The organism is uncultured Mucilaginibacter sp. (assembly GCF_913773635.1).
Taxonomy (GTDB): Bacteria; Bacteroidota; Bacteroidia; order Sphingobacteriales; family Sphingobacteriaceae; genus Mucilaginibacter.
In genome coordinates this window covers 347,472-372,434 of sequence record NZ_CAJYGQ010000013.1, presented here as the reverse complement: position 1 = coordinate 372,434, position 24,963 = coordinate 347,472, and the positions used below count along the sequence as shown (strand labels likewise).

General features: G+C 41.9%; 22 protein-coding genes and 1 pseudogene. 14 read left to right on the top strand and 9 right to left on the bottom strand.

Annotation, left to right across the window (positions count from 1 at the left end):
• Window positions 1-3 precede the first annotated feature (3 nt).
• The 10 genes and pseudogenes from QZ407_RS17200 to QZ407_RS17155 all read left to right on the top strand — a co-directional run bounded on the left by QZ407_RS17200 (window position 4) and on the right by QZ407_RS17155 (window position 12,084).
• Window positions 4-597 (top strand): 4Fe-4S binding protein, encoded by a 594-nt coding sequence (locus QZ407_RS17200; protein ID WP_365335755.1) that lies wholly within the window; start codon window positions 4-6, stop codon window positions 595-597.
• A gap of 26 nt (window positions 598-623) precedes the next feature.
• The gene (locus QZ407_RS17195; protein ID WP_295773399.1) at window positions 624-1,145 is read left to right on the top strand and encodes an NADH-quinone oxidoreductase subunit J; all 522 of its coding nucleotides are present in this window, start codon (window positions 624-626) and stop codon (window positions 1,143-1,145) included.
• On the top strand, window positions 1,142-1,447 hold the full coding sequence (nuoK, locus tag QZ407_RS17190) for an NADH-quinone oxidoreductase subunit NuoK (protein ID WP_295773398.1): 306 nt from the start codon (window positions 1,142-1,144) through the stop codon (window positions 1,445-1,447). Before QZ407_RS17195 ends, nuoK begins: the two co-directional genes overlap by 4 nt.
• A 77-nt stretch (window positions 1,448-1,524) precedes the next feature.
• A pseudogene (locus QZ407_RS17185) lies at window positions 1,525-1,695 on the top strand (TonB-dependent receptor plug domain-containing protein); the annotation flags it as partial.
• A 248-nt stretch (window positions 1,696-1,943) separates the two neighbouring features.
• A complete protein-coding gene (locus QZ407_RS17180) occupies window positions 1,944-4,004 on the top strand; it encodes an NADH-quinone oxidoreductase subunit L (protein ID WP_295773395.1) in 2,061 nt (686 codons plus the stop codon).
• A gap of 5 nt (window positions 4,005-4,009) precedes the next feature.
• The gene (locus QZ407_RS17175; RefSeq protein WP_295773392.1) at window positions 4,010-5,602 is read left to right on the top strand and encodes an NADH-quinone oxidoreductase subunit M; all 1,593 of its coding nucleotides are present in this window, start codon (window positions 4,010-4,012) and stop codon (window positions 5,600-5,602) included.
• Window positions 5,603-5,725: 123 nt separating this feature from the next.
• Entirely contained in the window at window positions 5,726-7,600 is a 1,875-nt protein-coding gene (locus QZ407_RS17170) for a mucoidy inhibitor MuiA family protein (RefSeq protein WP_295773389.1), read from the top strand.
• 7 nt (window positions 7,601-7,607) lie between these two features.
• Window positions 7,608-9,110, top strand: coding sequence for an NADH-quinone oxidoreductase subunit N (locus QZ407_RS17165; protein ID WP_295773387.1), 1,503 nt, complete (start codon window positions 7,608-7,610; stop codon window positions 9,108-9,110).
• Window positions 9,111-9,236: 126 nt separating this feature from the next.
• Window positions 9,237-11,144: a class II glutamine amidotransferase gene (locus QZ407_RS17160; protein ID WP_295773385.1), complete on the top strand. Its 1,908-nt coding sequence runs from the start codon at window positions 9,237-9,239 to the stop codon at window positions 11,142-11,144.
• A 175-nt stretch (window positions 11,145-11,319) separates the two neighbouring features.
• Window positions 11,320-12,084: an SDR family oxidoreductase gene (locus QZ407_RS17155; protein ID WP_295773383.1), complete on the top strand. Its 765-nt coding sequence runs from the start codon at window positions 11,320-11,322 to the stop codon at window positions 12,082-12,084.
• 81 nt (window positions 12,085-12,165) lie between these two features.
• Here the strand turns inward: QZ407_RS17155 and QZ407_RS17150 are convergent, their stop codons facing one another.
• Window positions 12,166-12,819, bottom strand: a complete 654-nt coding sequence (locus QZ407_RS17150; protein ID WP_295773381.1) for a LysE family transporter — start codon at window positions 12,817-12,819, stop codon at window positions 12,166-12,168.
• A 155-nt stretch (window positions 12,820-12,974) separates the two neighbouring features.
• Here QZ407_RS17150 and QZ407_RS17145 point away from each other — a divergent pair, with 155 nt between their 5' ends.
• Window positions 12,975-14,582, top strand: a complete 1,608-nt coding sequence (locus QZ407_RS17145; protein WP_295773378.1) for an MFS transporter — start codon at window positions 12,975-12,977, stop codon at window positions 14,580-14,582.
• Between the two features lie 6 nt (window positions 14,583-14,588).
• Window positions 14,589-15,065, top strand: coding sequence for a dCMP deaminase family protein (locus QZ407_RS17140; RefSeq protein WP_295773375.1), 477 nt, complete (start codon window positions 14,589-14,591; stop codon window positions 15,063-15,065).
• Here the strand turns inward: QZ407_RS17140 and cmk are convergent.
• The gene (cmk, locus tag QZ407_RS17135; RefSeq protein ID WP_157539626.1) at window positions 15,055-15,732 is read right to left on the bottom strand and encodes a (d)CMP kinase; all 678 of its coding nucleotides are present in this window, start codon (window positions 15,730-15,732) and stop codon (window positions 15,055-15,057) included. The genes QZ407_RS17140 and cmk overlap by 11 nt on opposite strands.
• Window positions 15,733-15,919: 187 nt before the next feature.
• Between cmk and arfB the strand changes: the two genes are divergently transcribed.
• Window positions 15,920-16,327, top strand: coding sequence for an alternative ribosome rescue aminoacyl-tRNA hydrolase ArfB (gene arfB / locus QZ407_RS17130; protein WP_295773371.1), 408 nt, complete (start codon window positions 15,920-15,922; stop codon window positions 16,325-16,327).
• Window positions 16,328-16,409: 82 nt separating this feature from the next.
• Here the strand turns inward: arfB and QZ407_RS17125 are convergent, their stop codons facing one another.
• From QZ407_RS17125 to lon, 3 genes are all read right to left on the bottom strand, one after another.
• Window positions 16,410-17,150, bottom strand: coding sequence for a hypothetical protein (locus QZ407_RS17125; protein ID WP_295773368.1), 741 nt, complete (start codon window positions 17,148-17,150; stop codon window positions 16,410-16,412).
• Window positions 17,151-17,247: 97 nt separating this feature from the next.
• On the bottom strand, window positions 17,248-18,228 hold the full coding sequence (locus tag QZ407_RS17120) for a lipid A deacylase LpxR family protein (protein ID WP_295773367.1): 981 nt from the start codon (window positions 18,226-18,228) through the stop codon (window positions 17,248-17,250).
• Window positions 18,229-18,306: 78 nt separating this feature from the next.
• Complete coding sequence (lon, locus tag QZ407_RS17115; RefSeq protein WP_295773365.1) at window positions 18,307-20,790, bottom strand: endopeptidase La; 2,484 nt, start codon at window positions 20,788-20,790, stop codon at window positions 18,307-18,309.
• A gap of 357 nt (window positions 20,791-21,147) precedes the next feature.
• Between lon and QZ407_RS17110 the strand changes: the two genes are divergently transcribed.
• Window positions 21,148-21,759, top strand: a complete 612-nt coding sequence (locus tag QZ407_RS17110; protein ID WP_295773362.1) for a tetratricopeptide repeat protein — start codon at window positions 21,148-21,150, stop codon at window positions 21,757-21,759.
• 33 nt (window positions 21,760-21,792) lie between these two features.
• Here the strand turns inward: QZ407_RS17110 and QZ407_RS17105 are convergent, their stop codons facing one another.
• The 4 genes from QZ407_RS17105 to plsY form a co-directional block, all read right to left on the bottom strand.
• On the bottom strand, window positions 21,793-22,527 hold the full coding sequence (locus QZ407_RS17105) for a DUF2071 domain-containing protein (RefSeq protein WP_295773360.1): 735 nt from the start codon (window positions 22,525-22,527) through the stop codon (window positions 21,793-21,795).
• Window positions 22,528-22,672: 145 nt separating this feature from the next.
• Window positions 22,673-23,203 (bottom strand): hypothetical protein, encoded by a 531-nt coding sequence (locus QZ407_RS17100; RefSeq protein ID WP_295773357.1) that lies wholly within the window; start codon window positions 23,201-23,203, stop codon window positions 22,673-22,675.
• 287 nt (window positions 23,204-23,490) lie between these two features.
• Window positions 23,491-24,294, bottom strand: coding sequence for a M48 family metallopeptidase (locus QZ407_RS17095; protein WP_295773355.1), 804 nt, complete (start codon window positions 24,292-24,294; stop codon window positions 23,491-23,493).
• 14 nt (window positions 24,295-24,308) lie between these two features.
• Window positions 24,309-24,956 carry a glycerol-3-phosphate 1-O-acyltransferase PlsY gene (gene plsY, locus QZ407_RS17090; protein ID WP_157539617.1) on the bottom strand — a complete coding sequence of 216 codons (648 nt, stop codon included), beginning with the start codon at window positions 24,954-24,956 and terminating at the stop codon, window positions 24,309-24,311.
• Between the last annotated feature and the right edge of the window lie 7 nt (window positions 24,957-24,963).

Below are 24,963 nucleotides of genomic sequence, written 5' to 3'. Positions count from 1 at the left end.
AACGTGTTGTTAAAAAATACATATAACGCTTTTATAACTGCCTGGCAAGGCTTAACGCTTACCCTGCGCCATATTGTGGCGGGTAAAGCTAAGAGGTCTATGACGCCGGTAAAGGCAAAGAATTATTTTGCCGAGCTGGAAAATAAAACCAACACCATACAGTATCCTAAGCAACAATTGCCAATCCCGGAGGTAGGGCGCTACCAGTTGGATGTTGAAATTGACGACTGCATTGTGTGTGATTTGTGCGCCAAAATATGCCCGGTTGATTGTATCGACATTAAATCAATTAAAGCTACATCAGCTTACGGTCAAACGTCTGACGGTTCAAAGAAAATGCTTTATGCCGAGACCTTTGATATTGACATGGCTAAATGTTTATACTGTGGCCTGTGCACGGTAGTATGCCCAACAGAGTGTATTACCATGACCAATCAATATGACAGGAGCGTTTACCAGCTTGGCGATTTAACCTACAGTTTTTCAGATATGAGTCCTGAGCTTGTGCAGGAGAAAAAGCAGGAGTACGAGCAACAACAGGCGGCCAAGCTGGCTGCCAAACAAGCTGCGCTCAAAGCAAAGGAGGGAGGAGCATGATTTTGATAACGGTTATGTTTTACCTCATGGCTGCAATTGCATTGGGCTCGGCCTTATACGTTGCAGCAAGTAAAAATTTAGTGCGTTCGGTATTCATGTTCTTTGTTACATTGTTTGCATTGGCAGGCCTGTATGTGCTTTGCCTTGCCGATTTTGTGGCTATTACACAGGTAGTAGTTTACGTAGGTGGTATTTTGGTACTTATACTTTTCGCGTTTATGCTTTCGGGCCGCGAATTGCTTTCAGGTTTGCAGCAGCAAACTAACCGTTTAATAGCTATTAACAAGTTACCGGCATTGATGCTGGCAGTGTTGTTTTTTATAGTATTAGTAAATATTTTTTTAAAGGCCAATATTGATAACGCCAGCTGGATAAGCCAATCCATAGCTCAAAAAAATGTTATTACCGTAACCGATGTAACAGTGAACGGCATTGGCGTAAACCTCATGACCAACTACCTTTTGCCGTTTGAGGCTATATCAATATTATTGTTGATGGCCTTGGTTGGGGCGGCACATTTGTCGCGCAAGGAGGGCGAGGCCGCATGATCACCCTAACGCATTATCTTGTTTTAAGCGGCGCGCTGTTTTGCATTGGTTTATATGTAATACTTGCCAAACAAAATGCAGTGCAAATATTGATAGGAGTTGAGTTGATGTTAAATGCTGCAATTTTAAATCTGGTTGCTTTTGGCCGGTTCGACAAATTAAACAGCAGTGGTCAAACCTTCGCTCTTTTTGCCATTATATTAGCCGCAGCAGCAACGGCTGTAGCTTTGGCTATTGTGCTAAATGTTTACAGGCGTTATAAAACTATTGATCCGGGCAGAATCAACGAATTGAAAGACTGATGGAAAAAGCAATATTTTACTTGTTCGTACTAACGGTGGCGTTTGGCTTAAAAACACAGGCTCAAACTACGCTGTCCAATCAACCTTTGTATGTTGTTGATGGTAAAGTGTTGGAAGGAACTACTAACGATGTGTTATCAGCCATTAACCCAAATGATATCGAATCAATTAATGTGTTGAAAGATGCATCGGCTACCGCCATTTATGGTTCACGCGGGTTAAATGGTGTTGTATTGGTTAACACTAAACCGTTCACTATTAAAACAGCGCAGAATAAGCTGGGAAAGTTTTCTTCAAAATACAAAAGTTACGTGAAGGATAATCCTGCAGACAAGAATCTTACTTTTTCAATAAACGGAAAGGTAGTGAATGACACTACCCGCATAGTGCCTAATGAGGTTATACTGCTTAAGGCCGATGCTATTCAAAAAGTTGACTTTGAAAAACCGAAACGCAATAACAAAGGCTCGGTAAAAATCACAACCATTCTATAACCTTGAACCACGCGCTCTCAAATATTGATGTTCAAACCATAAACTTTGCCCTTGCAGCAGTTTTACTGCCATTGGTAGCAGCGTTTATTAACCGTTTGCTGCCTGCTAAAAGCGGCAAGGTTTCTGGGTGGATATCGGTGCTGGCTATTATAGCAGCGGTATCTTTATCAATAGTGGTTTTTAGCCGTGTTTGGAACTTTAAGCAATTGCATCAGCAGTACCTGTGGTTTACCATAGGGCAAACGCCGGTTTACGTGGGCATGCTGCTCAATAACCTTTCGGCATTTATGTTATTGCTGGTTACAGTAATTGCTTTACCGGTGCATATCTATTCCACGGCCTACATCAAGGCTGCCGAGCAAAAGCGCTACTTCACTTATTTAAGTTTGTTTTGTTTCAGCATGCTTGCGCTAGTGGTGGTTGATAGCATGATTATGCTGTATGCCTTTTGGGAGTTGGTAGGTTTTTCATCTTACCTGCTTATAGGTTTTTGGTTTACTAAAGACAGCGCTGTTCAGGCAAATAAAAAGGCATTCATCATGAACCGGATAGGTGATATCGGTCTTTTATCGGCCATAATCATCCTTTTTACACAATATCATACCTTTGATTTGGTGCAGCTATTTGGTGAGCATGGCTTAATCATCAAATCAACAATACAAAATGGTCTTTGGACGGCACCTACGGGCGAACTGCCTGCAATATGGCAATATATTGCCTTTATTGGAATCCTGCTTGCAGTAGCGGCAAAATCAGCCCAATTTCCATTGCATACCTGGCTGCCTGATGCTATGGAAGGCCCAACCTCTGTATCGGCCTTAATACATGCTGCGACCATGGTTGCGGCAGGTGTATTTTTGCTGGGCAGGGTGTACCCTATGTTCAATAATACCGAGCTTGATATTTTAGCTATAGTAGGGTGCTTTACTGCTTTTATGGCGGCAACAATAGCGCTTACTCAAAATGATTTAAAACGCATCCTAGCTTACTCTACCATATCGCAGTTAGGCTATATGATTATGGCAATGGGCGTAGGAGCCTACGCTTCCTCGTTGTTTCATTTGGCTACGCACGCATTCTTCAAATGTTTGTTGTTCCTGTGTGCAGGTGTGATAATTCATGAAGTGCAGCATATAAAAGATGAGCATGACCTCGATATCGACCCTCAAAATATTTTGTACATGGGTGGCCTGCGCAAAAAAATGCCGGTTACTTTCATTGCAACCTTAGTAGGTTGCTTAGCGCTTGTAGGTATCCCGTTAACATCCGGCTACCTATCTAAAGACGGTATTTTAATACAAGCCTTTGAATGGGCCGAAAACCGTAGCCTGGCTTATCAAATTATACCCATAACCATTTTGCTTACCAGCGGAATAACAGCATTCTATGTAGCACGCTTAATGTTTAAGGTATTCTTTGGTCAATTTAAAATTAAAGAAATACTGCCCAACGTACATCTGCACATTGGTGATGGCAGCTGGAGTTTCAAAGTGCCGCTTATCCTTTTGTCGCTATGCAGCCTGTTTCCATTATTTTCCTTAAATCCGTTTTTGTATGAGCATGCCTGGCTTTTTGAAGGTTTTTCACCTTCGCAGCACATGGCGCGTCAAAATAACTATCATACCATAATACCAATTGGCGTTAACTTGCTTTGCATTTTTGTAGTGTATTGGGCCTACGCAGTGTACATACAGCAACGCAAGCTGGTATTTGGGCAAAAAAACTTCTTCTTCAAGCTATCCTACAACCAGTGGTATATTGATGCGTTTTACCGCAACGTAATAGTTAATGCTGTGCTTGGCTTTGGTCGTTCACTTTTTGCTTTAGACCGTAGAGTTATTGACGGGTTTATCTATTTGCTGCAACGTATCACCGGAGCACTATCTGCCCTTAGCGCTTGGACAGACCGTTACCTTGTTGATGGCTTTTTACATAGTGTGGCTTTGTTAGTTAAAGGTATAGGTGACTTCTTTCGCTCTTTTCAGGGTGGAAAAGTGCAATACTACCTGTTTAGTATGCTGGCAATTATTTTGGCCGTGTTTATATTTAAATTATTGATCTGAACCTGATGAACGCACTTACGCTGTTTATATTCATCCCTGCACTGTTTGGTTTGCTCATACTGGCCTTGCCATTGTCAATGCGGCAAAGCTTCAAGTATATCACTCTTTTTGCTACGCTGGTGCAGCTTGCTTTAAGCGTATACCTTTATGCTAATTTTCAAACCGGGGCAGCACATGCAGGCATCAGTAATGAGAGCCAGTACCAGTTTGTGCAGAAAACCGAGTGGATAGGTATTAACCTGGGTAACGCAGGGCGCATGCAAATTGATTACTTTGTTGGTGTTGATGGTGTATCGATACTGTTATTGGTGATGAGTGCCGTAGTGATGGTAATAGCGGTGCTTGCATCATGGGAGATAAAGGACAACCTGAAAGGTTTTTTTGTGCTTTTCCTGATGCTGGACATGGCCGTAGCAGGTGTATTCTGTGCCCTCGACTTTTTCCTTTTCTATTTATTTTACGAGCTGATGCTGCTGCCACTGTACTTTTTAATTGGCATGTGGGGTGGTGTAAGGCGCGAGTATGCAGCTATAAAATTTTTCCTTTACACACTTTTTGGTTCGGTGTTTATGCTGCTGATTATGGTGGGCCTTTACCTATCAGTAACAGATCCGCAAACGGGTAACCATACTTTCAACATTATTCACATGATGAACCCCGCAAATTATCAGTCGGGTTCGGTATTTGCACTGGCTAGCAATGCAACACTGCTGGGCATACCAGCAAGGGTAGTAGGCTTTGCTGTGCTTTTTATTGCTTTTGCCATTAAGGTGCCCGTGGTTCCACTGCATACATGGTTGCCTGATGCGCACGTGGAGGCACCAACACCTGTATCAATCATATTGGCAGGTGTACTACTTAAAATAGGTGGTTATGGCATCATTCGCATTTGTATGGGCATCTTCCCCGAGGTTGCTGTGCAGAGTTCGTTTTGGGTAGGCTTACTTGGCGTTGTATCTATTTTATATGGTGCGCTTAATGCCCTGGCCCAACGCGATCTGAAACGCCTTATTGCCTATTCATCAGTATCGCATATGGGTTTTGTACTTTTAGGTATTGCCTCGCAAACACCCGAAGGCATGAGTGGTGCCATGATGCAAATGATCAGTCACGGCTTTTTATCGGCTATGCTGTTCTTTTTGGTAGGAGTAGTTTATGACCGTGTGCACGACCGTGATATATATAATTTCAGAGGTTTAGCAACCGTTAACCCGGAGTACACAACCTACGTCATGATTGCGTTTTTTGCTTCACTAGGTTTGCCTGGTTTCTCTGCATTTATAGCCGAGGCATTTACGCTGGCAGGATCATTTAAGTCTGTACTCATTCCTAAATGGATGGCCATTAGTGGTGCTGTAGGTATATTGCTAAGTGCTGCTTACTTTTTATGGACATTACAACGCATGTTCTTTGGCAAGGAGCTCCTTAAAGGTGGACAAGCGTGGAAGGATGCCCTGACCGAATTAAAACTTCGTGAAAAGATAGCCTTGTTGCCATTGGCTATTTTTGCATTGGCATTGGGTGTAATGCCTTCGCTGGTGTTTGGTAAAATAAATGATTCGGTTATTGCTTTAGTACAGTTTTTACAGCCTAAATAAAAAATGTTGCCTGCATTTAAATTCTTTTATGGAATAATGCACGCTACTGCATCCTGTGGTTGTATAGCGCCTCAAAGGGCGTTGGTGCAATTCACAAAATGTATTTATTTAAGCAACAAAACCATGTCTAAACAATTCTTAACTTCAATTTTCCTGTTCGTGTTAGTTTTTGCTGCCAGGGCCGATCAAAAGGTGCCCACCAAAGTGCAAAAGGTAACTGTGTTTTTAAACGGTGCCCAGGTAACACGTACAGCTGCAGTAAATGTTGCCGCCGGAACATCAACGTTAACGTTTGAAGGGATATCGCCCGATATTGATGTGCAAAGCATACAAGTGAAATCGGCCGGAGATTTTACTATCCTTTCCGTAAAGCACGAGCTTGACTTTTTAAACCAGCAAACCAGGCAAAAGCGTGTAGAGGAATTACTGGCGCAGCAGGCACAGCTACGGCAAAAAATACAGCTGCAAAACAGCACGCTTGCTATCTACAAAGAAGAAGAGAACATGCTCATAAAAAACCAGGTTGTAAGCGGCCAAAACAGCAACCTGGATGTTGTTAAACTGAAACAGGCACTTGACTTTCAAACGGCCCGACTTACCGAAATACGGAAAAAAGAGGTAATAGTAAATAGTGCTATTGCGCAACTGGATGCCGAAATGCAAAAATATAATAAGCAGATAGCGGATGTAAATAAAGGCAATACACGTGCAACAAGCAATGTATTGGTCACTATATCATCAAAGGCAGCTTTAAACTCAGTATTTACGCTTACCTACGTGGCGCGAAATGCCAGTTGGTTTCCAACTTATGATATCCGCGCTAAAAACATCAATAGCCCAATTACGGTTGCTTACAAGGCTAACGTTAGCCAGCAATGCGGCGAGGATTGGAGCAATATAAAACTTACGCTTTCAACCGGTAACCCAACAGCCAGCGGCAGTAAGCCTGAGTTACAACCTTATTACCTTAATTTGGGTATGGTGTATGCTGGTCAGGCTTTGAGCATTACCAACGTTACCGGCCTTGTAACAGGCGTAGATGATGGCAAAGCATTAGCTGGTGTAACTGTAAAGGTGAAAGGCACCTCTATAGGTGCAGTTACTGATGCCAACGGCAGGTACAGTATACAAATACCGCAGGGAGGACAATACCTTGAATATTCTTATATAGGATATGTGGTTGCCGAAAGGTTTGTGACCTCGCCGGTTATTAATGTACTGTTGAAACCAGCTACCGAATACTTAAACGAAGTAGTTGCTGTTGGTTACGGAGGAGGTAACAACGAATACAAAAGGGAAAACCTGTCCGGACGTATGCCAGGCCTGCTGATTCGAGGAACATCATCGATCTCTACTAATCCGCTGGTAGTTCAGAAAAATGAAAATCAAACCAATGTTGAATTTACCATAGCCAATCCTTACAGTATCCCAAGTGATGGAAAGCAGTATTTGGTTGAAATCAACCAGCTAAACATTCCGGCGGAGTATGAGTATTATACAGCACCTAAGTTGAGTACTGACGTTTTCCTTACTGCCAAACTCACCAACTGGAACCAGTATAACTTTTTATCAGGCGAGGCTAACCTGTTTTTTGAAGGCACCTTTATTGGTAAATCATTGCTAAACACAAGCTCAACTGCCGATACGCTTAACTTATCATTAGGAACTGATAAAAATATTATTGTAACCCGTACCTTGCAAAAGGATTTGAAAGACAGGGGAGGCCTGCTTGGATCAAACAGGAAAGAAACCCGCGACTGGCTTATCAGCGTTAAAAATCGTAAAGCGCAACAAATAAAGTTATTGGTTGAAGATCAGCTTCCGGTAGCTCAAAACTCAGCCATTGAGGTTGAAACGCAGGAAGCATCAGGCGCAAAGGTAGATGCCATAACCGGTAAAACATCGTGGGCATTTGATCTCAAGCCTCTTGATGAGGAAAAATTAAGGCTTAAGTACCAGGTTAAATATCCTAAAAATCAAAACGTAATAGTTCAGTAGTAAATAAATGCAGCAGTATTTGCCATACATAAGTAACAGCTTAAATGATACACTTGACAGCTTAACACTGTTCAGGCCCGAAATAGCTTTGGGTATATTGTTCCTGTTGGTAATGATGGCCGATTTAATATACCGTAAAAGTTTCGGAGCCGTAGGGCGCATGCTGGCTTGTGCCGGCATGCTGCTCGTAATGGCTGCCGACTTAGGAGTTGATTTAACTCTTGATAACCGCACGCAACTTTTATTCAATGGAAATCTTTTAGTGCATCATGATAACATTGTGTTGCGCATGATTATTGATTCGGTTGCATTTTTGTTATTGCTTTATATACCGTGGGATGATGATTTAAAAGCGCATCCAAAAGGGCTTGGCGATATGTATACCATTATAACAGGCTCAGTATTGGGTATGCATTTAATGGTTATGTCGGCCACACTTTTAACCATGCTTATATCAGTTGAGATGGTTTCGCTGGCATCATACCTGCTGGTAGCATACAGGGGCGGTAATCGTTTGAGCGCCGAAGCCGGCTTAAAGTATGTGTTATTTGGCCTTACAGCTTCGGCTGTAATGCTTTACGGCATCTCTTTATTTTATGGTTTCGCCGGAACCATTAATCTGTTTGATGCCCGGTTATTTGATCAATTACAACAGGCTGATAGCGGCATGGTAACGCTAAGTATAGCGCTTATACTGGCTGGTATTGGCTTTAAATTGTCATTAGTTCCGCTTCATTTTTGGGTGCCTGATGTTTACCAGGGAGCAAGCACACCTGTAACCGCATACCTGTCAACCTTACCTAAGGTTGCCGGTTTTGGGTTGCTTATAACATTTTTAACTCCCTTTATTTCCACGTCTGTGCATAGCGGGTTTGATTTCAGGCTGGTACTATCTATAGTTGGCATCATCACGCTGGTTGCCGGTAACTTTGCTGCCGTATGGCAGCAGAACATTAAACGCATGATAGCGTATTCAAGCGTGGGGCATAGCGGTTTTGCGCTTATGGCTATTGTAACTTTCAGCAGCCAGGGTATTGATGCTTTAAACTTTTATCTGGCCGTTTACGCGCTGGCTAACTTGGGCGTGCTTGCGCTGGTTAGCTACTTTGCAAACGCTCACAATGCACACACCCTTGATGATTTGAAAGGCCTTGGCTTTAAATATCCCATTGCATCAGTATGTTTTGTTATGCTGCTTATATCGCTTACGGGTATCCCAGTTTCGGCAGGCTTCAGTGGTAAGTTGTTGGTGTTTTCTTCCGTATACGCGGTATATCAGGATGCGCAAAATCCATGGCTTTTGGCTTTACTCATAACTGGTGCAGTTACCACTGTGGTTTCGTTGTTTTACTATATTAAAATTCCGCTATACCTGTTCCTTAAAAAGGCAGATGCCGATGTTGGTGAACACCCGGCAGTGTCGAAAAATATGCTTTCAATGATTGTGATCATCAGCGTTGCAATTTTATTGTTAGGCATATTTCCGCACTTCCTGTCAAACCTCATGTAAGCATTTTGCCATTGTTTAAGCGGTAGCTAATGAAACTTCGGTATCGTTGTTTTTAATGCTTTTAAATGACATTTGGCGGCAAAACAACTCAGAAAAAGTGTTACCTTCGTGGCTTCATTTCAAATCATGAGCGATCAGATCAAGCATGAATGCGGTGTTGCTTTTATCCGCCTGAGAAAACCCCTCTCATACTATCAGCAAAAATATGGTACGGCACTTTATGGCTTAAACAAGCTATACCTGCTAATGGAAAAACAACATAACCGTGGCCAGGATGGCGCGGGTGTTGCAACCATTAAGCTGGACGTAGAACCAGGTAAACGGTATATAAGCCGTCACCGTTCAATGGCCAGTAATGCAGTGGCCGATATTTTTGAATACATCCAAAGGAAATTTGCTGATGTTGAGAAAGAGTATCCTGAAAAAATGAAGGATGCTGAATGGCTGAAAGAAAACATCAGCTTTACCGGCGAGGTACTTTTGGGTCACCTTCGTTACGGTACTCACGGCAAAAACAGCATCGAAAACTGCCACCCGTTTCTTCGTCAAAACAACTGGATGACCCGTAATTTGGTTATTGCCGGTAACTTCAACATGACTAATGTTGATGAGCTGCTACAGCAATTGTACGAGTTAGGTCAGCACCCAAAAGAAAAAGCAGATACCGTAACTGTTTTAGAAAAAATAGGGCACTTTCTTGATAGCGAAGTGCAGGGTTTGTTTGATCAGTTTAAGCGCGAAGGTAATGATGACAATATCCAAATCAGTAAAATGATTGCTGATAGTATGGATGTTGCAAAAATACTCCGTAAATCGGCCAAAAATTGGGATGGCGGTTATACAATCGCGGGTATTTTAGGTCATGGTGATGCTTTCATTATGCGCGATCCATCAGGTATACGCCCGGCGTTTTACTATTACGATGATGAGATTGTTGTAGCCACTTCTGAGCGTCCGGCAATTCAAACAGCATTTAATATTCCTTTAGATAAAATTCAGGAGATTAAGCCTGGTCATGCGCTTATTGTTAAAAAGGATGGAAGCGTAAACGAAGAGCAGTTCAGCGAGCCAAAAGAAAAAAAATCGTGTTCGTTTGAGCGTATTTACTTCTCTCGCGGCAGCGATGCCTCTATATATCGTGAACGTAAACATTTAGGCCGTTTACTGTGTCCTCAAATTTTGGAAGCAGTAGGCAACGATGTGAAAAACACTGTATTCTCCTACATTCCTAACACTGCCGAAATTGCTTTTTATGGCATGGTTGAAGGGGTGAATAAATACGTTAAACAATACCAGCGCGACCGCCTCCTTAACCGCGAGGATAAGATAAGCGATGAAGAATTGAGCGAAGTATTGAGCCTTGCTCCCCGTGTTGAGAAAATTGCTATCAAAGACGTTAAGCTCCGCACATTTATAACTCAGGATGCTGACCGCAGCGAGATGGTTGCCCACGTTTATGATACCACTTACGGTCTTATTAACAAAGGTGCCGATACATTGGTTGTACTTGATGACTCTATTGTACGTGGTACAACTTTAAAGCAAAGTATTCTTAAAATTTTGGACCGTCTGGGGCCTAAAAAAATAATTGTAGTTTCTTCGGCTCCGCAAATACGTTATCCAGACTGTTATGGAATTGATATGTCTCGTATGGGTGAGTTTGTGGCGTTTGAGGCTGCCGTAAGCTTGCTTAAAGAAACCGGACAGGAAGATATTTTGCTGGAGGCATACCAAAAAGCTAAGGCATCAGCCGAGTTACCGAAAGAGGATGTGCCTAATTACGTTAAAGCCATTTATGAGCCGTTCACTGATCAGCAGATATCTGACCGTATAGCGAAAATTATAACGCCTAAAGAAATACAGGCAGAGGTACAGGTGATTTATCAAACATTAGATAACCTACACACTGCATGCCCTGATCATTTGGGCGATTGGTATTTCTCTGGAGATTATCCAACTCCAGGTGGAAATAAGGTGGTAAACCGTGCTTTTGCCAACTGGATGGAAGGTAAAAATCAGCGTGCTTACATGTAATTATCGCATTTAAGTATTAGCTTATTATCATACAGCCCCGGTAGTAATACCGGGGCTTTTTTGTTAGTATAAAGGAGTTCAGGAAATAACTAGAGTTTACTTTTTGTCACAAAACGTATTTGTTAATACCAAAAAGTAATTGCGTTGTTATACACCTGTTAAAACAACAAGCACTATGGAAACAAAAAACAAAATAGCTTTAGTAACCGGTGGTAGCCGTGGCTTGGGTAAAGACATGGCCTTGCGCATAGCCGAAAAAGGTTTGGATGTAATTATAACCTACAACAGCAAAGCAGAGGACGCTGAAGAGGTGGTAAGCCAAATAAAAGAAAAAGGGCAGAAGGCAGCAGCTTTGCAATTCAATGTGGGAGATATAAGCAGCTTTACTTCCTTTATAAATAAAGTAAAGGAACTTTTAGACACAGCTTTTAGTGCAGAAAAAATTGACTACCTGGTTAATAATGCCGGTGTAGGCGCGTATGTGCCTTTTGAGCAAATGACCGAAGAAACATTTGATGACTTGTTAAACATTCACTTTAAAGGAGTTTACTTTTTAACGCAAAAACTGCTGCCCGTTTTTAATGATGGTGGTGGCATTATAAATATATCATCAGGTCTTACCAGGGTAAGTATGCCGGGCTCATCGGCCTATGCGGCCATGAAGGGCAGTATTGAAGTATTTACACGCTACCTGGCTAAAGAACTTGGTGAGCGTGGTATAAAAGCTAACGTAGTGGCACCAGGTGCCATCATGACTGATTTTGGCGGCGGCCGTTTGCGAAGCGATCCCGAGCGTCAGAAAATGATAAGCAGTGTGACGGCCTTAGGGCGCCCGGGCGTGGCGGAGGACATAGGAGGCGTTGTAGCATTTTTATGTACCGAAGATGCAAGATGGGTTAATGGCCAGCGTATTGAAGCGTCGGGCGGTATGATGATTTAATTGAGTTATGGATAAAGCCGGTGCATTGTGGTGAGTATATCATCTGCATTGTACCGGATTTTACACTTTATAAAGTCTCGTTTAATCGCCGATAGGGGAAAACAGGTAATGGGTAACCAGCTTATCAAAAATTACAAATGCTGCTATAATAAGCGCCGCCCCGGCCACATAATTAAGTTGGTGAACTAATTTGAATGATATCTTATCACGCAGCTTGTTGGCGTAAAAGGCCTTGAGCGTATCCATACCAAACTGAATGCATAGTATGGTTAAAAACATTACACCTATTTTAAGTTGCCTGTTATGCACACCTGCATGAAACATGGTGCTTGCTGTACCAATTACTGTAATCCAATGAAATAACAGCGTTGGATTGAATATGCACATTAAGAAACCCTTGAAAAAATATCCTGCCCTGTTTACCTTGGCAGGGGTGTGCGAGTCATAATCAATTTCAGGCTTTTTGGTAAGGTAATGAGTGCCTATTATTAAAAGAATTACGCTGCCTATAACACCCAACCACACTTTGGCCGAAGCAGGTACCTCAAAAAACTGTGAGCCGAAGATGATAGCTCCTACAAACACTACATCGCTGCTAACAACACCTAATGCTAATGCTGCACCGGCTTGAAAGCCCTTCTCAATACTTGTTTTTATAAGGGCAAAAAATACCGGACCTGTTATAAAGGTGAGTACCAGTCCAATACCTATTCCCGAAATAATAGCTTCAATCATTATACAGGATTAATTTACCCGCGGCGAATATGCAACTTATATGTTAAACAAAAAAAGGTAATAATGTTGTTGCCAAGTTGTAAATGTAATGGCTAAAATTTTCAAAAAATTATATTATGTTAGCAAAATTAAATCCCGATTAACCACTGCTTAACATGGAATACAAAACCAACAAAAATTATGGCTCAGCTCTCTATACGCTTATAACCGTATTCTTTTTCTGGGGCTTTTTGGCCGCTTCAAATGGTATTTTTATTCCTTTTTGTAAAGCACACTTTAACTTATCGCAATTTGAATCGCAGCTTATAGATTTTACTTTTTACGGTGGTTATTTTATTGGCTCGCTTATTTTATACTTTGCATCACAAGCCAGTAAGGTTGATATACTCAATAAAATAGGTTATAAAAACGGCATTATTTACGGTCTTATTATATCGGCTGTTGGTGCACTGGGCATGGTTCCGGCTATTGGATCGGGCCAGTTTGGATTTATCCTTGCGGCGTTTTTTGTGATTGCCATTGGCTTTTCGTTACAGCAAACTGCAGCTAACCCCTTTGTAATTGCATTGGGCGAGCCCGAAACAGGTGCGCACAGGCTTAACTTTGCTGGTGCAGTAAACAACTTCGGTGGTTTAATGGGACCTATAATTGTAGGTGTAATGCTTTTTGGTACAGCATCAAACTCGGGCGGTGGAACAGTTGAAATATCAGCCGTTAACAACCTGTACTACATTTTAGCAGGTTTGTTTGTAGCCGTTGCTATCTTCTTTTGGAAGTCAGATTTACCCAAAGTTACCAGTGATGAGGAAATGGAACAAAGCACGAAAGCTAACAAGCCTTTACTGGTTATATTTGTTGCCTTCTGTTTAATCTTAGCCGCCGGACCACTCAGCAACGCTACTCACTTATCGCAGGCATATTTTGTATACCTTTCTTTAATCATCATTTTAACGGCACTTATAAGAGCTCTTTTAGCCGCACGTAAAGACAGTAGCGGATGGGGTGCCATGCAGTATCCGCAGTTAATTTATGGTATGCTGGCTATCTTCACATATGTAGGTACCGAAGTAACCATTCAAAGTAACCTTGGCGCACTACTAGTACTGCCTGAGTTTGGCGGCTATAACGAGTCGGCCATAGCCCCGTTTATCTCTTTATACTGGGGTAGTTTGATGATTGGACGCTGGGCTGGTGCCGTAGGAGCTTTCAAATTAAAGCAATCAACCAATTACATATTAACTGTGTTGATGCCATTTGTAGCCTTTGGTATAATTTTGCTGGTAAACTACCTTACAGGTGCCAACATAAGTCATTTATATCCTTATGCCATCTGCATAGCTGTAATGATCGCAGCATTCTTTATAGGTAACCAAAAGCCTGCACGCACGCTTACGGTGTTTGGCTTGTTAGGCGTTGTTTTTATGCTTATTGGCTTATTTACTACAGGTATTGTGGCTACCTTTGCTTTCATAAGCGGCGGCCTTTGCTGTTCAATAATGTGGCCTTCAATTTTTGCCTTATCAGTAACCGGCTTAGGTAAGTACACCAGCCAGGGCTCGGCGTTTTTAATTATGATGATTTTAGGTGGATCAATTATTCCGCCGGTACAAGGTATACTGGCTGATACCAGCGGTATTCACTTATCATACGTAATACCTGTTTTAGGTTTTGCTTACCTTGCATTTTTTGCCTGGAAAGTAAGTGGCGAGTTGAGGAAACAAGGCATCGACCTTGATCATGTGGAGGCGGCAGGCGGCCATTAATAAATAATGAATAAACTTTCTTTCAATCAAATATTTATGAACCTGGCCGGTGATCTGGCCAGGCGTTCACATTGTGTAAAGGCACAGGTAGGGGCGGTGCTAACTAAAGACACGCGCATTATTTCAGTAGGATATAACGGCCCCCCGGCGGGTACACATAATTGCGATGAAGAGTGGCCGGAAAGCGGTTGCCCGCGTGATGCCCGCGGAAGTTGCTCACTAGCTTTGCACGCCGAAGAAAATACGATACTTTATGCGGTGAAAAATGGAGCTAAGTTAGATGGTGCTACCATGTATACCACGCTATCGCCATGTTTGCCATGTGCAAGGCTTATTTACTCGGCCGGTATAACCAAAGTGTATTACCAGCATTCGTATGCGCTGTATAAAGGCTTACCCAGCGATGAGGGGGTTGATTTTTTAAACCGCTTTGGAGTTGAGGCTGTAAGGTTCACACCTGACACCGAAAATGCTACTTTTTAAGAAAAGGTTCAACCTTAGCTAATGCAAAGGCTAACTGCTCTTCGGGCGTAATGTTGGTATTATCAAGAATTATAGCATCTGCGGCCCGCATTAAAGGGCTTTCTTTTCGTGTAGTATCTGAATAGTCGCGGTGTGCAATGTTTTCAAATATCTCCTCCAGCGTAACATCCGGATTGGTTGATTGCAGTTCTTTGTAACGGCGTTCGGCTCGCACTTTGGGGTCGGCAGTCATAAATAACTTTACTTGTGCATTAGGGAACACGGTAGTGCCAATATCCCTGCCATCCATCACAATATTTTTTGATTTGCCCATTCGTTGTTGTTGGGCAACCATCTCTTTACGTACCTCGCGTATGGCCGAAACAGGACTAACCATCGTTGATACAGGCATCAAACGAATTTCGTCAGATACTTCCTCGTCGTTGAGCGTAATGTGGGTTTGATAATCGCGCGAATGAAAATTGAGGTGTATGTTCTTTAAAGCTTCAGCAACTTCATCGGTATTGTTAATGTCAACGTTATTGCGTAAAAAGTAAAGGGTAACAGCCCTGTACATAGCGCCGCTGTCTACATAAATAAAGTGAAGTTTTTTGGCTAAGGCTTTGGCTAATGTGCTTTTTCCGCACGACGAGTAACCGTCAATAGCCACCACAATGTTCTTGCTCATTACAGCGGTAAAGGTACAAAAAACCCAACTAAGTTAACTGTGAAAAAGAAACGGGCGCGTTACAGTCTTGTAGCATATTAATGGTACGACAAGGAATAAGATTGGCGTGTTTTGTAAGTGCGCTGTAGAACCCAATTAACATTTTATTAGTTGTAGCTGATGTACATCAATACATTAATTTTGAACGATGAATATTTCTAAGCCTGATTTACAAAAGGAGATAACCTACAAAGCATCGCGAAGCGGTGGTAAGGGAGGGCAAAATGTTAACAAGGTTTCAACCAAAGTTGAGTTGTTATTTGATATTACAAACTCGGTGTTATTTACTCCCGAAGAGAAGGAACGCTTGTTTACTAAACTTCAAAACCGGCTGAATAAAAACGGCGAGCTACAAATTATAAGCGAAGAAGAACGCAGCCAATTAATGAATAAGGAGCGGGCTTTAGATAAGATGATTGCAATTATAAAGGATGCACTTCATATACCAAAAGTGCGTAAACCTACAAAAGTAAGTAAGCAGGCCAAGGCAAAAAGGTTGGAAGCTAAACGTATGCAGGCTGTAAAAAAGCAATTGAGAAGAAGTGGGATGGAGTAGTATTGCATAGATAAATACGTAAAGGCTAATAAAAAAAGAGGCTCATCTGTGCAGATGAGCCTCTTTTGCTACTTTAATTTAGCTATATCTTCTCGGTAATGCTCCAGTCGGCAGGGTTTACCCAATAAGTTTCGCCGCCTACTGATACCAAAAATTTAACATCGAAATAAAACTGAATATATCCTTCAAAATCAAAACTATTGCCGTTGTAAGTGCCTTTAGCTTTATACGGAATGCGTGCAGATTGAAAGCCTGTCGGTGCAAAGAAAAGATCCTGCAAGATAAACTCGTTATATTGGTCAATATTCTTTGCTTCGCCGGTTTTGCTGTCATACTTCACATGCGAATTTTGCTTTCCGTTGATGGTAACAGCTCCAAAGCTTCCTAAGGCAACATAATCTTCTTTAACGGTCATTTCTTCGCGTGCAGCAGCGGTTTCTTTTATGGTGTGGATGCTGTCTCTGAGTGCGTATCCGTTTAAAACGTTATTGCCGCCCGTACAAAGGTAAGTAAGCCTCAAAAAGCCTTTTACGGTTTGGGTTAAGCCGTTTGATGAAATGTAGCTGTTAATAACCGAGTCGGTTGATGAGCCGCAGGCAGGTTGCACAGAACGCTCAGTATAAGATAGTGTTCCTTTTCTTGATGCAACGGCTTTAGTGCCGGTTTGATTGAAACTTTGATAAAGGCTTTTACCTATTTGCAAGGCAAACTCTTTTTTACTTATCGTTTTATCATTGGCTTGCTCACCTTTTTTGCATGATGCTGTACATAAAACAACAATTAGTGCTGTGAGCGTAACAAGAGTGAAGTTGGATATTTTCATTTTAGTATGTGACAAGTGGTTGATTGTTAGACAAAAATACAAAATTGTAATTGAATTTGCCCGCACACAATGCAGATGCATCTTTTTCCGTTACCAACTACTTACCAAATCTATACGCCACGTTAAGTGAACCCCATTGATGTGTACTGTAACGCTGCGTTTTTACATCGCGGCTGTGTACAGCAACTTCGAAACCAAGGTTTACGCGCTTGCCCGAAAAACCTACACCAATTTGATGACTTAGCATCAAAGGCTTTGGCTCGCTGGTGATTTCCATACTACCACCATCATCTTTTTTATTAATTAATGCGCCTTGCACAGTAGCATCGTACACTACTACATTTAGCATAGGTTTATAGTAAAAGAATAACTCGCGCTTATGCAGCGGTGCAATGGCGTTACGGGTTGATGTACTTTGCGTGCTGTATGAATTAAATAGCTGATTAAAGTTGCCCAGCCTTACCATAGGGCCAATGCCTGCGTTGTTGAACGCTGTACCTGCATTAGCGTAAGCAGAGGCCGTTAAATCAGCCCATTCATTACGCACCAAAAGTCGGTTATAATCAAGCGACAAATTGATTACAGGCGTGTTCCTTATCTGATATTCCCAACCGCTTAGTTCATAAAAGCCAAATGTATCATGAATTATCTGTTGCGCCTGTTTGCCCTTTGCCGCCGGACCAACCACTCCTACCTGCGCACCTAATTTAAAATTGCTTTCATTGCGGTATAGTAAATTAAGTGTTGCCCCTGCATATAAGTATCCGGCAAAGGGCCTGTCAATATAACTTGGTTGGGGCCTGTTGCTTGCATCATTTATACTGCCCGATATGGGGTTGAATATTTTTTGGCCAACCTCAATACCCAACACTTTATTTACCAGCTTGCCATTAGTTTTAATTTCCATACCACGGCGGTAGTAAATAAATAAGCCGTTGGTGTAGTACCTGTCTGAGCCTTGCGCCAAAAAGGAATCATTGTCTGACTGGAAACCAAATTCCTGCGTTCGTATTTGCGCAGAAGATGATAGCGCACAAGCGCCTAATAAAAAGCTAAAAGCTAACTGTTTAAAGTTCATTGAGGCCAATTAAGTGTTTAAAAATAACAAAAGCCGGACAAACTATCCGGCTTTTGTTACTAATATGAATTGATGCTGTTAACCAGCGTAATTAAGTGCAGTTTTCTCTTCTTCTTTAATAGTAAGGTCAATAGGCTCATCAACCAAATCATCAAGTAATGCCAATTTGATTACCTCACGCATCTCCTTTACATAATGAAATTTAAGATCCTTTATGTAGTTTTCTTTGATCTCCAAAATATCTTTTTCGTTATTGCGGCAAAGAATAATTTCTTTGATGTTGGCGCGTTTGGCAGCCAATATTTTCTCCTTGATACCACCAACAGGCAATACACGGCCGCGCAGTGTAATCTCCCCGGTCATGGCCAGGTTAGGTTTTACTTTGCGCTGTGTAAAGGCCGAAGTTAAGGCCGTAAGCATCGTTATACCAGCCGACGGGCCATCTTTAGGCGTTGCGCCGGCCGGAACGTGAATGTGCACATCCCATTGATCAAACAACTTTGGATTGATGTCAAAATAAGATGCATGCGCACGTAAATAGGCAAGTGCAATAGTGGCCGATTCTTTCATTACATCACCCAGGCTGCCGGTTAAGGTTAAGCGTCCTTTTCCCGGGCTCAAGCTGGCTTCAATAAAAAGTATATCACCGCCAACCTGTGTCCATGCTAAGCCCGTAACTACGCCAGCTACATCGTTGCCTTCATACAGGTCTTTATCAAATACAGGAGGGCCTAGGTAACGTTCAACGTCCTTTTTGGTTACAGTGGCATTGTACTCCTCCTCAAGGGCAATGCTTTTGGCTACGCCGCGTACAATTGAGCCAACCTGCTTCTCCAAACCACGCACGCCCGATTCGCGGGTGTAATCTTCAATCACCTTCTCCATTACGTCGTTCTTAATAGCAACATCTTTGGTTTTCACGCCGTGGGCATCACGCTGTTTAGGCAGCAGGTGTTGTTTGGCTATTTCGATTTTCTCTTCAATAGTGTAACCGTTTACCTCTATTATCTCCATACGATCTAGCAGGGCTGGTTGTATGGTGCTTAGTGAGTTAGCAGTGGCTATAAACATTACGTTGCTCAGGTCAAAGTCAAGCTCAACATAATGGTCATAAAAGCTGCTGTTTTGTTCCGGGTCTAACACCTCCAGCAAAGCTGATGATGGATCACCCCTGAAGTCGTTGCCCACCTTGTCAATTTCATCCAGGATAAAAACAGGGTTTGCAGCACCGGCTTTTTTTACCGATTGTATAATACGGCCCGGCATGGCGCCAATGTACGTTTTGCGGTGACCGCGAATTTCGGCTTCATCACGCACGCCGCCCAACGCCATGCGTACATATTTACGGCCTAACGCTTTTGCAATTGACTTCCCTAATGAAGTTTTACCAACCCCCGGAGGTCCAACCAGGCAAAGGATAGGAGCTTTCATGTCGTGCTTAAGTTTAAGCACTGCCAAATACTCAATTATGCGGCGTTTAACTTTATCCAAGCCAAAGTGGTCTTTATCTAAAACCTTTTGCGCGCGTTTTAAGTCAAAGTTATCTTTAGTAAACTCGTTCCAGGGCAGGTCAAGTAATAACTCAAGGTAATTAATTTGTACCGAGTAATCTGCTGCAGCCGGGTTAATGCGTTGCAGCTTTTCTAATTCCTTATTAAAATGATCACTTACTTCCTTGCTCCATTTCTTTTTAAATGAGCGGTTGCGCAGGTTCTCAATTTCTAAATCGGGCGTGTTGCCGCCTAACTCTTCCTGTATAGTTTTAAGCTGTTGATTTAAAAAGTAATCGCGCTGCTGCTTATCCAAATCAGTACGCACTTTGGTTTGTATCTGATTTTTAAGCTCCAGCATCTGCAGGTCGGTTGTCAAATGCTCAAGCACAATGCGTGCACGGTCACGCAGGGCAGGGGTTTCCAGCAAACGTTGTTTAGCCTCCATATCGGCGTTCATGTTGCTGGCAATAAAGTTTATTAAAAACGATGTGCTTTCAATATTCTTAATAGCAATGCCGGCTTCGCTAGGTATGTTTGGCGATAGTTGAATAATGCTCATGGCCATATCTTTTACAGATGATACCATAGCCTTAAATTCTTTATCGTCTTTAAAATCGGCCTCTTTAAAAGCTTCTACAGCTGCCTTAATGTAGGGTGAACTTTGCAGCTCTTCTTTCAATACAAACCGCTTTTTACCCTGCAATATTACGGTTGTATTACCGTCGGGCATTTGCAGCATTTTAACAATTATTGCAGTTGTACCAACGCCGTGTAATTGATGAAATTCAGGATCTTCAACGTTTACATCGCGCTGGGCAACTACACCAATAAGCCTATCACCTTTATTGGCATCGCGTATTAGCTTTATAGATTTATCACGACCTACTGTTATAGGAATAACCACGCCCGGGAATAACACCGTATTGCGTAGCGGAAGTATAGACAGAACATCAGGTACTTGCTGATTATTCATTTCCTCCTCATCTTCTGATGACATGAGTGGAAAGAACTCAGAATCTTCGTTTATAATTGGTAGTGCACTTTTAAAATCAAACGGATCAAAACTCATCAAATACCCTTTCTTAATGATAATGGTAGTAAAAACGTCATATTGTCAGCAATACACTGACCATATGCTTATAACTTGGCAAAAATACAATTTCAAGCCATAACGGTGTTACTTGTCAATACATATGCCAATTGCCTGTAAACTGCCATGCTTAATGCAGATAACCATAGTAAAACATTTTATATTGGAAATTAGTAATGAATTATTATAATTGCCAACGGCGTGAGTGTAAAAACGTCATGAGCCGCACAAAATGTGTTGGCACGAAAAATATTTTTCAGGATAAGAAAATAAGCACAATAAAAGACTTAGTTACAAGTTATTGTATTGTTAAATCAAATTTAACGGCGTAAATAAATGATGAGACTGTCCGTCATATTGTCTTTACTGATTGTTTCTTTTGAAAGTTCGGCCCAGAATGCCTATCTCAAATTAGGCTACCAGGCCATGATGGATAAGGACTTCAAAACCGCCATACGCCAGCTGGAAAAGGCTTGCATTGTTGACTCAAGCAGTACCAATGCACTTTGGATGCTGGGTTACTCATATTTCCACAGCGAAAACTACCGCAAGTCAATAACTGCTTATTCAAAGGTTATTGCCATTGATAAAACTAACAAAGACGCTTATTATTTCCGTTCGAAAGCAAAGAGCAACCTGGCAAAAGATGTTCAAATTACCTCTGCCGAGCGCGAAAAAATGCTTTTAGGTGCTATTGCCGATTTAGGTAAGGCCATCCTTATAAAATCTGACGATGTTTATTATCAAAGCAGGGGCTTAGCCTATCGTGATTATGCGGTATATAAAATGCACCTTTCATCCTTTGATAAAAACCAGGTATCAAACGCACTTAAAGCAGCCATTGCCGATTTTGAACATGTGCTTGCCAATAACTCAAGTCGGGCTGATATAGCTTCCCTGCTAGATGTATCAAAAGAAAAGCTGGCAACGCTTGTAGGTCATCACTAATTTTAATCTTTCGTACTAATTAGCACTTGCACATTATTTTGGCGCACCTTTAATTCGTTGTGCAACCCTCACTGCAACGTCAGATCCTTTTGCAAAAAACGACGATTGCGGCTCTTTAGAAAGAAATAGCTCAAACTGTTTGCCGTAAAGGGCGGCTACGTCTGCATCAAACACTGCATTGCTTACAGGTGCCACCTCCCATGGTATATGCTCAACAGCATACTCTAAAGTAGTTTGTTGATTAATTAAGTTATACCCCCAATAGTGTTCAAATATAAATTCTTCTGCACTACCGGGTTCAATAGGCAAAAAGCTATTATCAACCATAGCACCTAATTTGTTCCAACGCCCGTTTAATTTCCATTCGTAAAGGTATTCTGTACGGCCATCCGCTCCTGGTATAATGGAGTGCCGCATAGGCATGGCTTTATAATGCTCATTGTAAAGATTGTTGGCAACAAGAGGGATGATGCGTTTGGGTACTATTTCACTTATAAATACAGCGCCCCGTTTCCATTCTCTGCCATCATAATAGCGTACGTAAAACCGCAGGTTCACTTCTTCAAAGTTTACATGCCCCGGCCATTTAATGCCTAGTACGCGCGTGTTCATAAACATGAAACCTACCATGCTTACCAATGCCTTTCCTTCCCATAAATCAAGCTGAGTATAGGCAGGTAGGTACGGCTCTAATACCTCAGGGGCTACCTCGTAGTTTAGCATAAGCAGGTTACGCCATTCAGCTTCAAGAAATTTTATTTTAGCCATGTATTACCAGTAAGTAGCATCATAACAAAAACTACCTCGTTTATGAATGCTGTATAAAAAACAAATCCCGCAAAAGCAGGATTTGTTTTGATTGTGTACCAGCAATCTATTAGAAAAACGTTCAGATGGAACTGTATTGTTACGATTATCTAACCCGGTTAACACCAACATCAATGTAACCTGATGATTCAACAACTACACCTTCCATAACGCCATCCTCACGGGTGGTGTTAATATCGCGGCCTGCATAAACGCCGCCGGCATACATTTCATAAAAGTTACCAACGCCGCTTATATCGCTAATTCTAACCGTATAGGTACCTGACGGGACATAAGCAGTGCTGCCATTCCATTTTTCGTCGGTGTTAGAGTAAGTAATCCAGTTGGTAGATGAGTCATTGGTCGAGAATTCGGCAATTACAGCGCCATTTTGCTCGAAGGTTACATGCCAGTCAAACGTGCGGTAGAGGCCGCCTTCTGATGCCGTTTCATGAAAAATTACGTTGTCGTAATTTACATTAACACCATGGTTTGAGTGTTGGGCAATGTAGCTTAACGAGTAGGGAATGCCTAGCTTTTGCGTAGTTAAAGTAAATGATTTTCCGGTTGCTTGTCCCGCGAAAAGGGCAATAAAAAACACGGCTATCATTGATAGCATTTGTTTAGCTGTTTTCATAAAATATTGGTAATTATTGGTTTATATGACCAAATATACCTGACGACAGAACGGCTTAACTATAGGATGTTACCAACTTTATATACTGTATTTTCATTAAGGGAAAGTTAAATTATTGTATAAAGCAATGTTGGTGGTTTGAATTATGTGCAACTTAATCAGGCAATATCGCTATCAGAGGAAGTGTGATGTTTCGTCCAAAAAACTTATCATCTCGTAGCAAGTAGAAATTTAATTAAACAAAAAAATCCCGCTCTAAGGGCGGGATTTTTTTTTATAAAACTGGATTATTTTCCTTTATAATACTTCATTGCTTCGGGTATACGGTTTTGGATTTCGCGTATACGGGTAGCGTCAGAAGGGTGAGTGCTCAAAAACTCAGGTGGCGCGTTGCCTCCGGCTTTAGCGGCCATGCGTTGCCAAAAGCTAACGGCAGCATTAGGATTATAACCGGCCATTGCCATAAAGGTTAAACCTAAGCGGTCGGCCTCGGTTTCCTGCGAGCGGCTATAATGTAAAAGTGCTAAATCTTTGCCGGTACCGTATAGTGCGTTAACAATTTTTAATCCTGCTGAGTTTGATGTGTTTGATGCAACACCTACTGCTGCACCTAAGCCCTGAGCTACGTATTCTTGTGAAATGCGTTCAGCTGAGTGCTTGGCAATAGCATGACCAATTTCATGGCCCATAACAGTTGCTAAGCCAGCATCGTCTTGAGTAATAGGCAATATGCCGCTATATACGGCAACTTTACCACCAGGCATACACCAGGCATTCACCTCTTTACTATCAATAAGGTTAAATTCCCATTTGAAGTTGTATTGATCGCCGTAGCCGTTTTGGCTTAAATACTGCTGTATGGCGGCAGCAAGCTGGTTGCCTACGCGTTTAACACGCTGTGCATCAGTTGAGCCATTAATAACTTTGGTTTTAGGGTCAGATAGCAATTGCTGATAACTTGCCGCTGCAGACTGGTTAATTTCGCTATCGCTTACGGCTAAAAATTGCTTACGACCGGTTAACGGTACAGTAGAACAGGAGTAGAACAGTACGGCCGCAAACAGGGCCAGGATCGGTTTTGACATTTTCATAGGTATAGTTGATTTTAAGCTACTTTACTTTTAAAAAGATTTACTTTAGACTCCTTGCCCTTCAACAACCGCTCAATGTTTTTTTGGTGTGTAACCAAAATCAGTACGCATATACACATGCTGTAAATTACGACCGATTTTATATACACCGGAAATATAACCGTTACTCCTGCCAAGTAGGTAAAGCCTGCTATAATTGAGCTAAGCGATACATATTTGGATACAAGTAATACCACAATAAAAACCAACACACATAACAAGGCAGCGTGAAGGTTAATAGCCAAAACCATTCCAAAAAGTGTGGCAACACCTTTACCACCTCTAAAACCTGCAAAAACCGGGAACAAATGGCCCATTACAGCGGCAATTCCTAACGCCAGCTGGTAATTGATAAATGCAACCGAATTATGATGACCAATGGTGCTTGTGCCTAATAAATAGGCCAGGTTGGTAGCCGTCCAACCTTTTAAAATATCAATTAGCATAACCGGTATGCCGGCTTGCTTGCCCAAAACCCTGAAGGTATTGGTGGCACCGGCGTTGCCGCTGCCATACTCACGTACATCTATTCCGTAAAATGCCTGGCCAATCCATACCGCAGTGGGGATAGAGCCAAACAAGTAGGCCAGTATGAGCACTAAAACAGAGTAGACTGTTACCATATTGCCA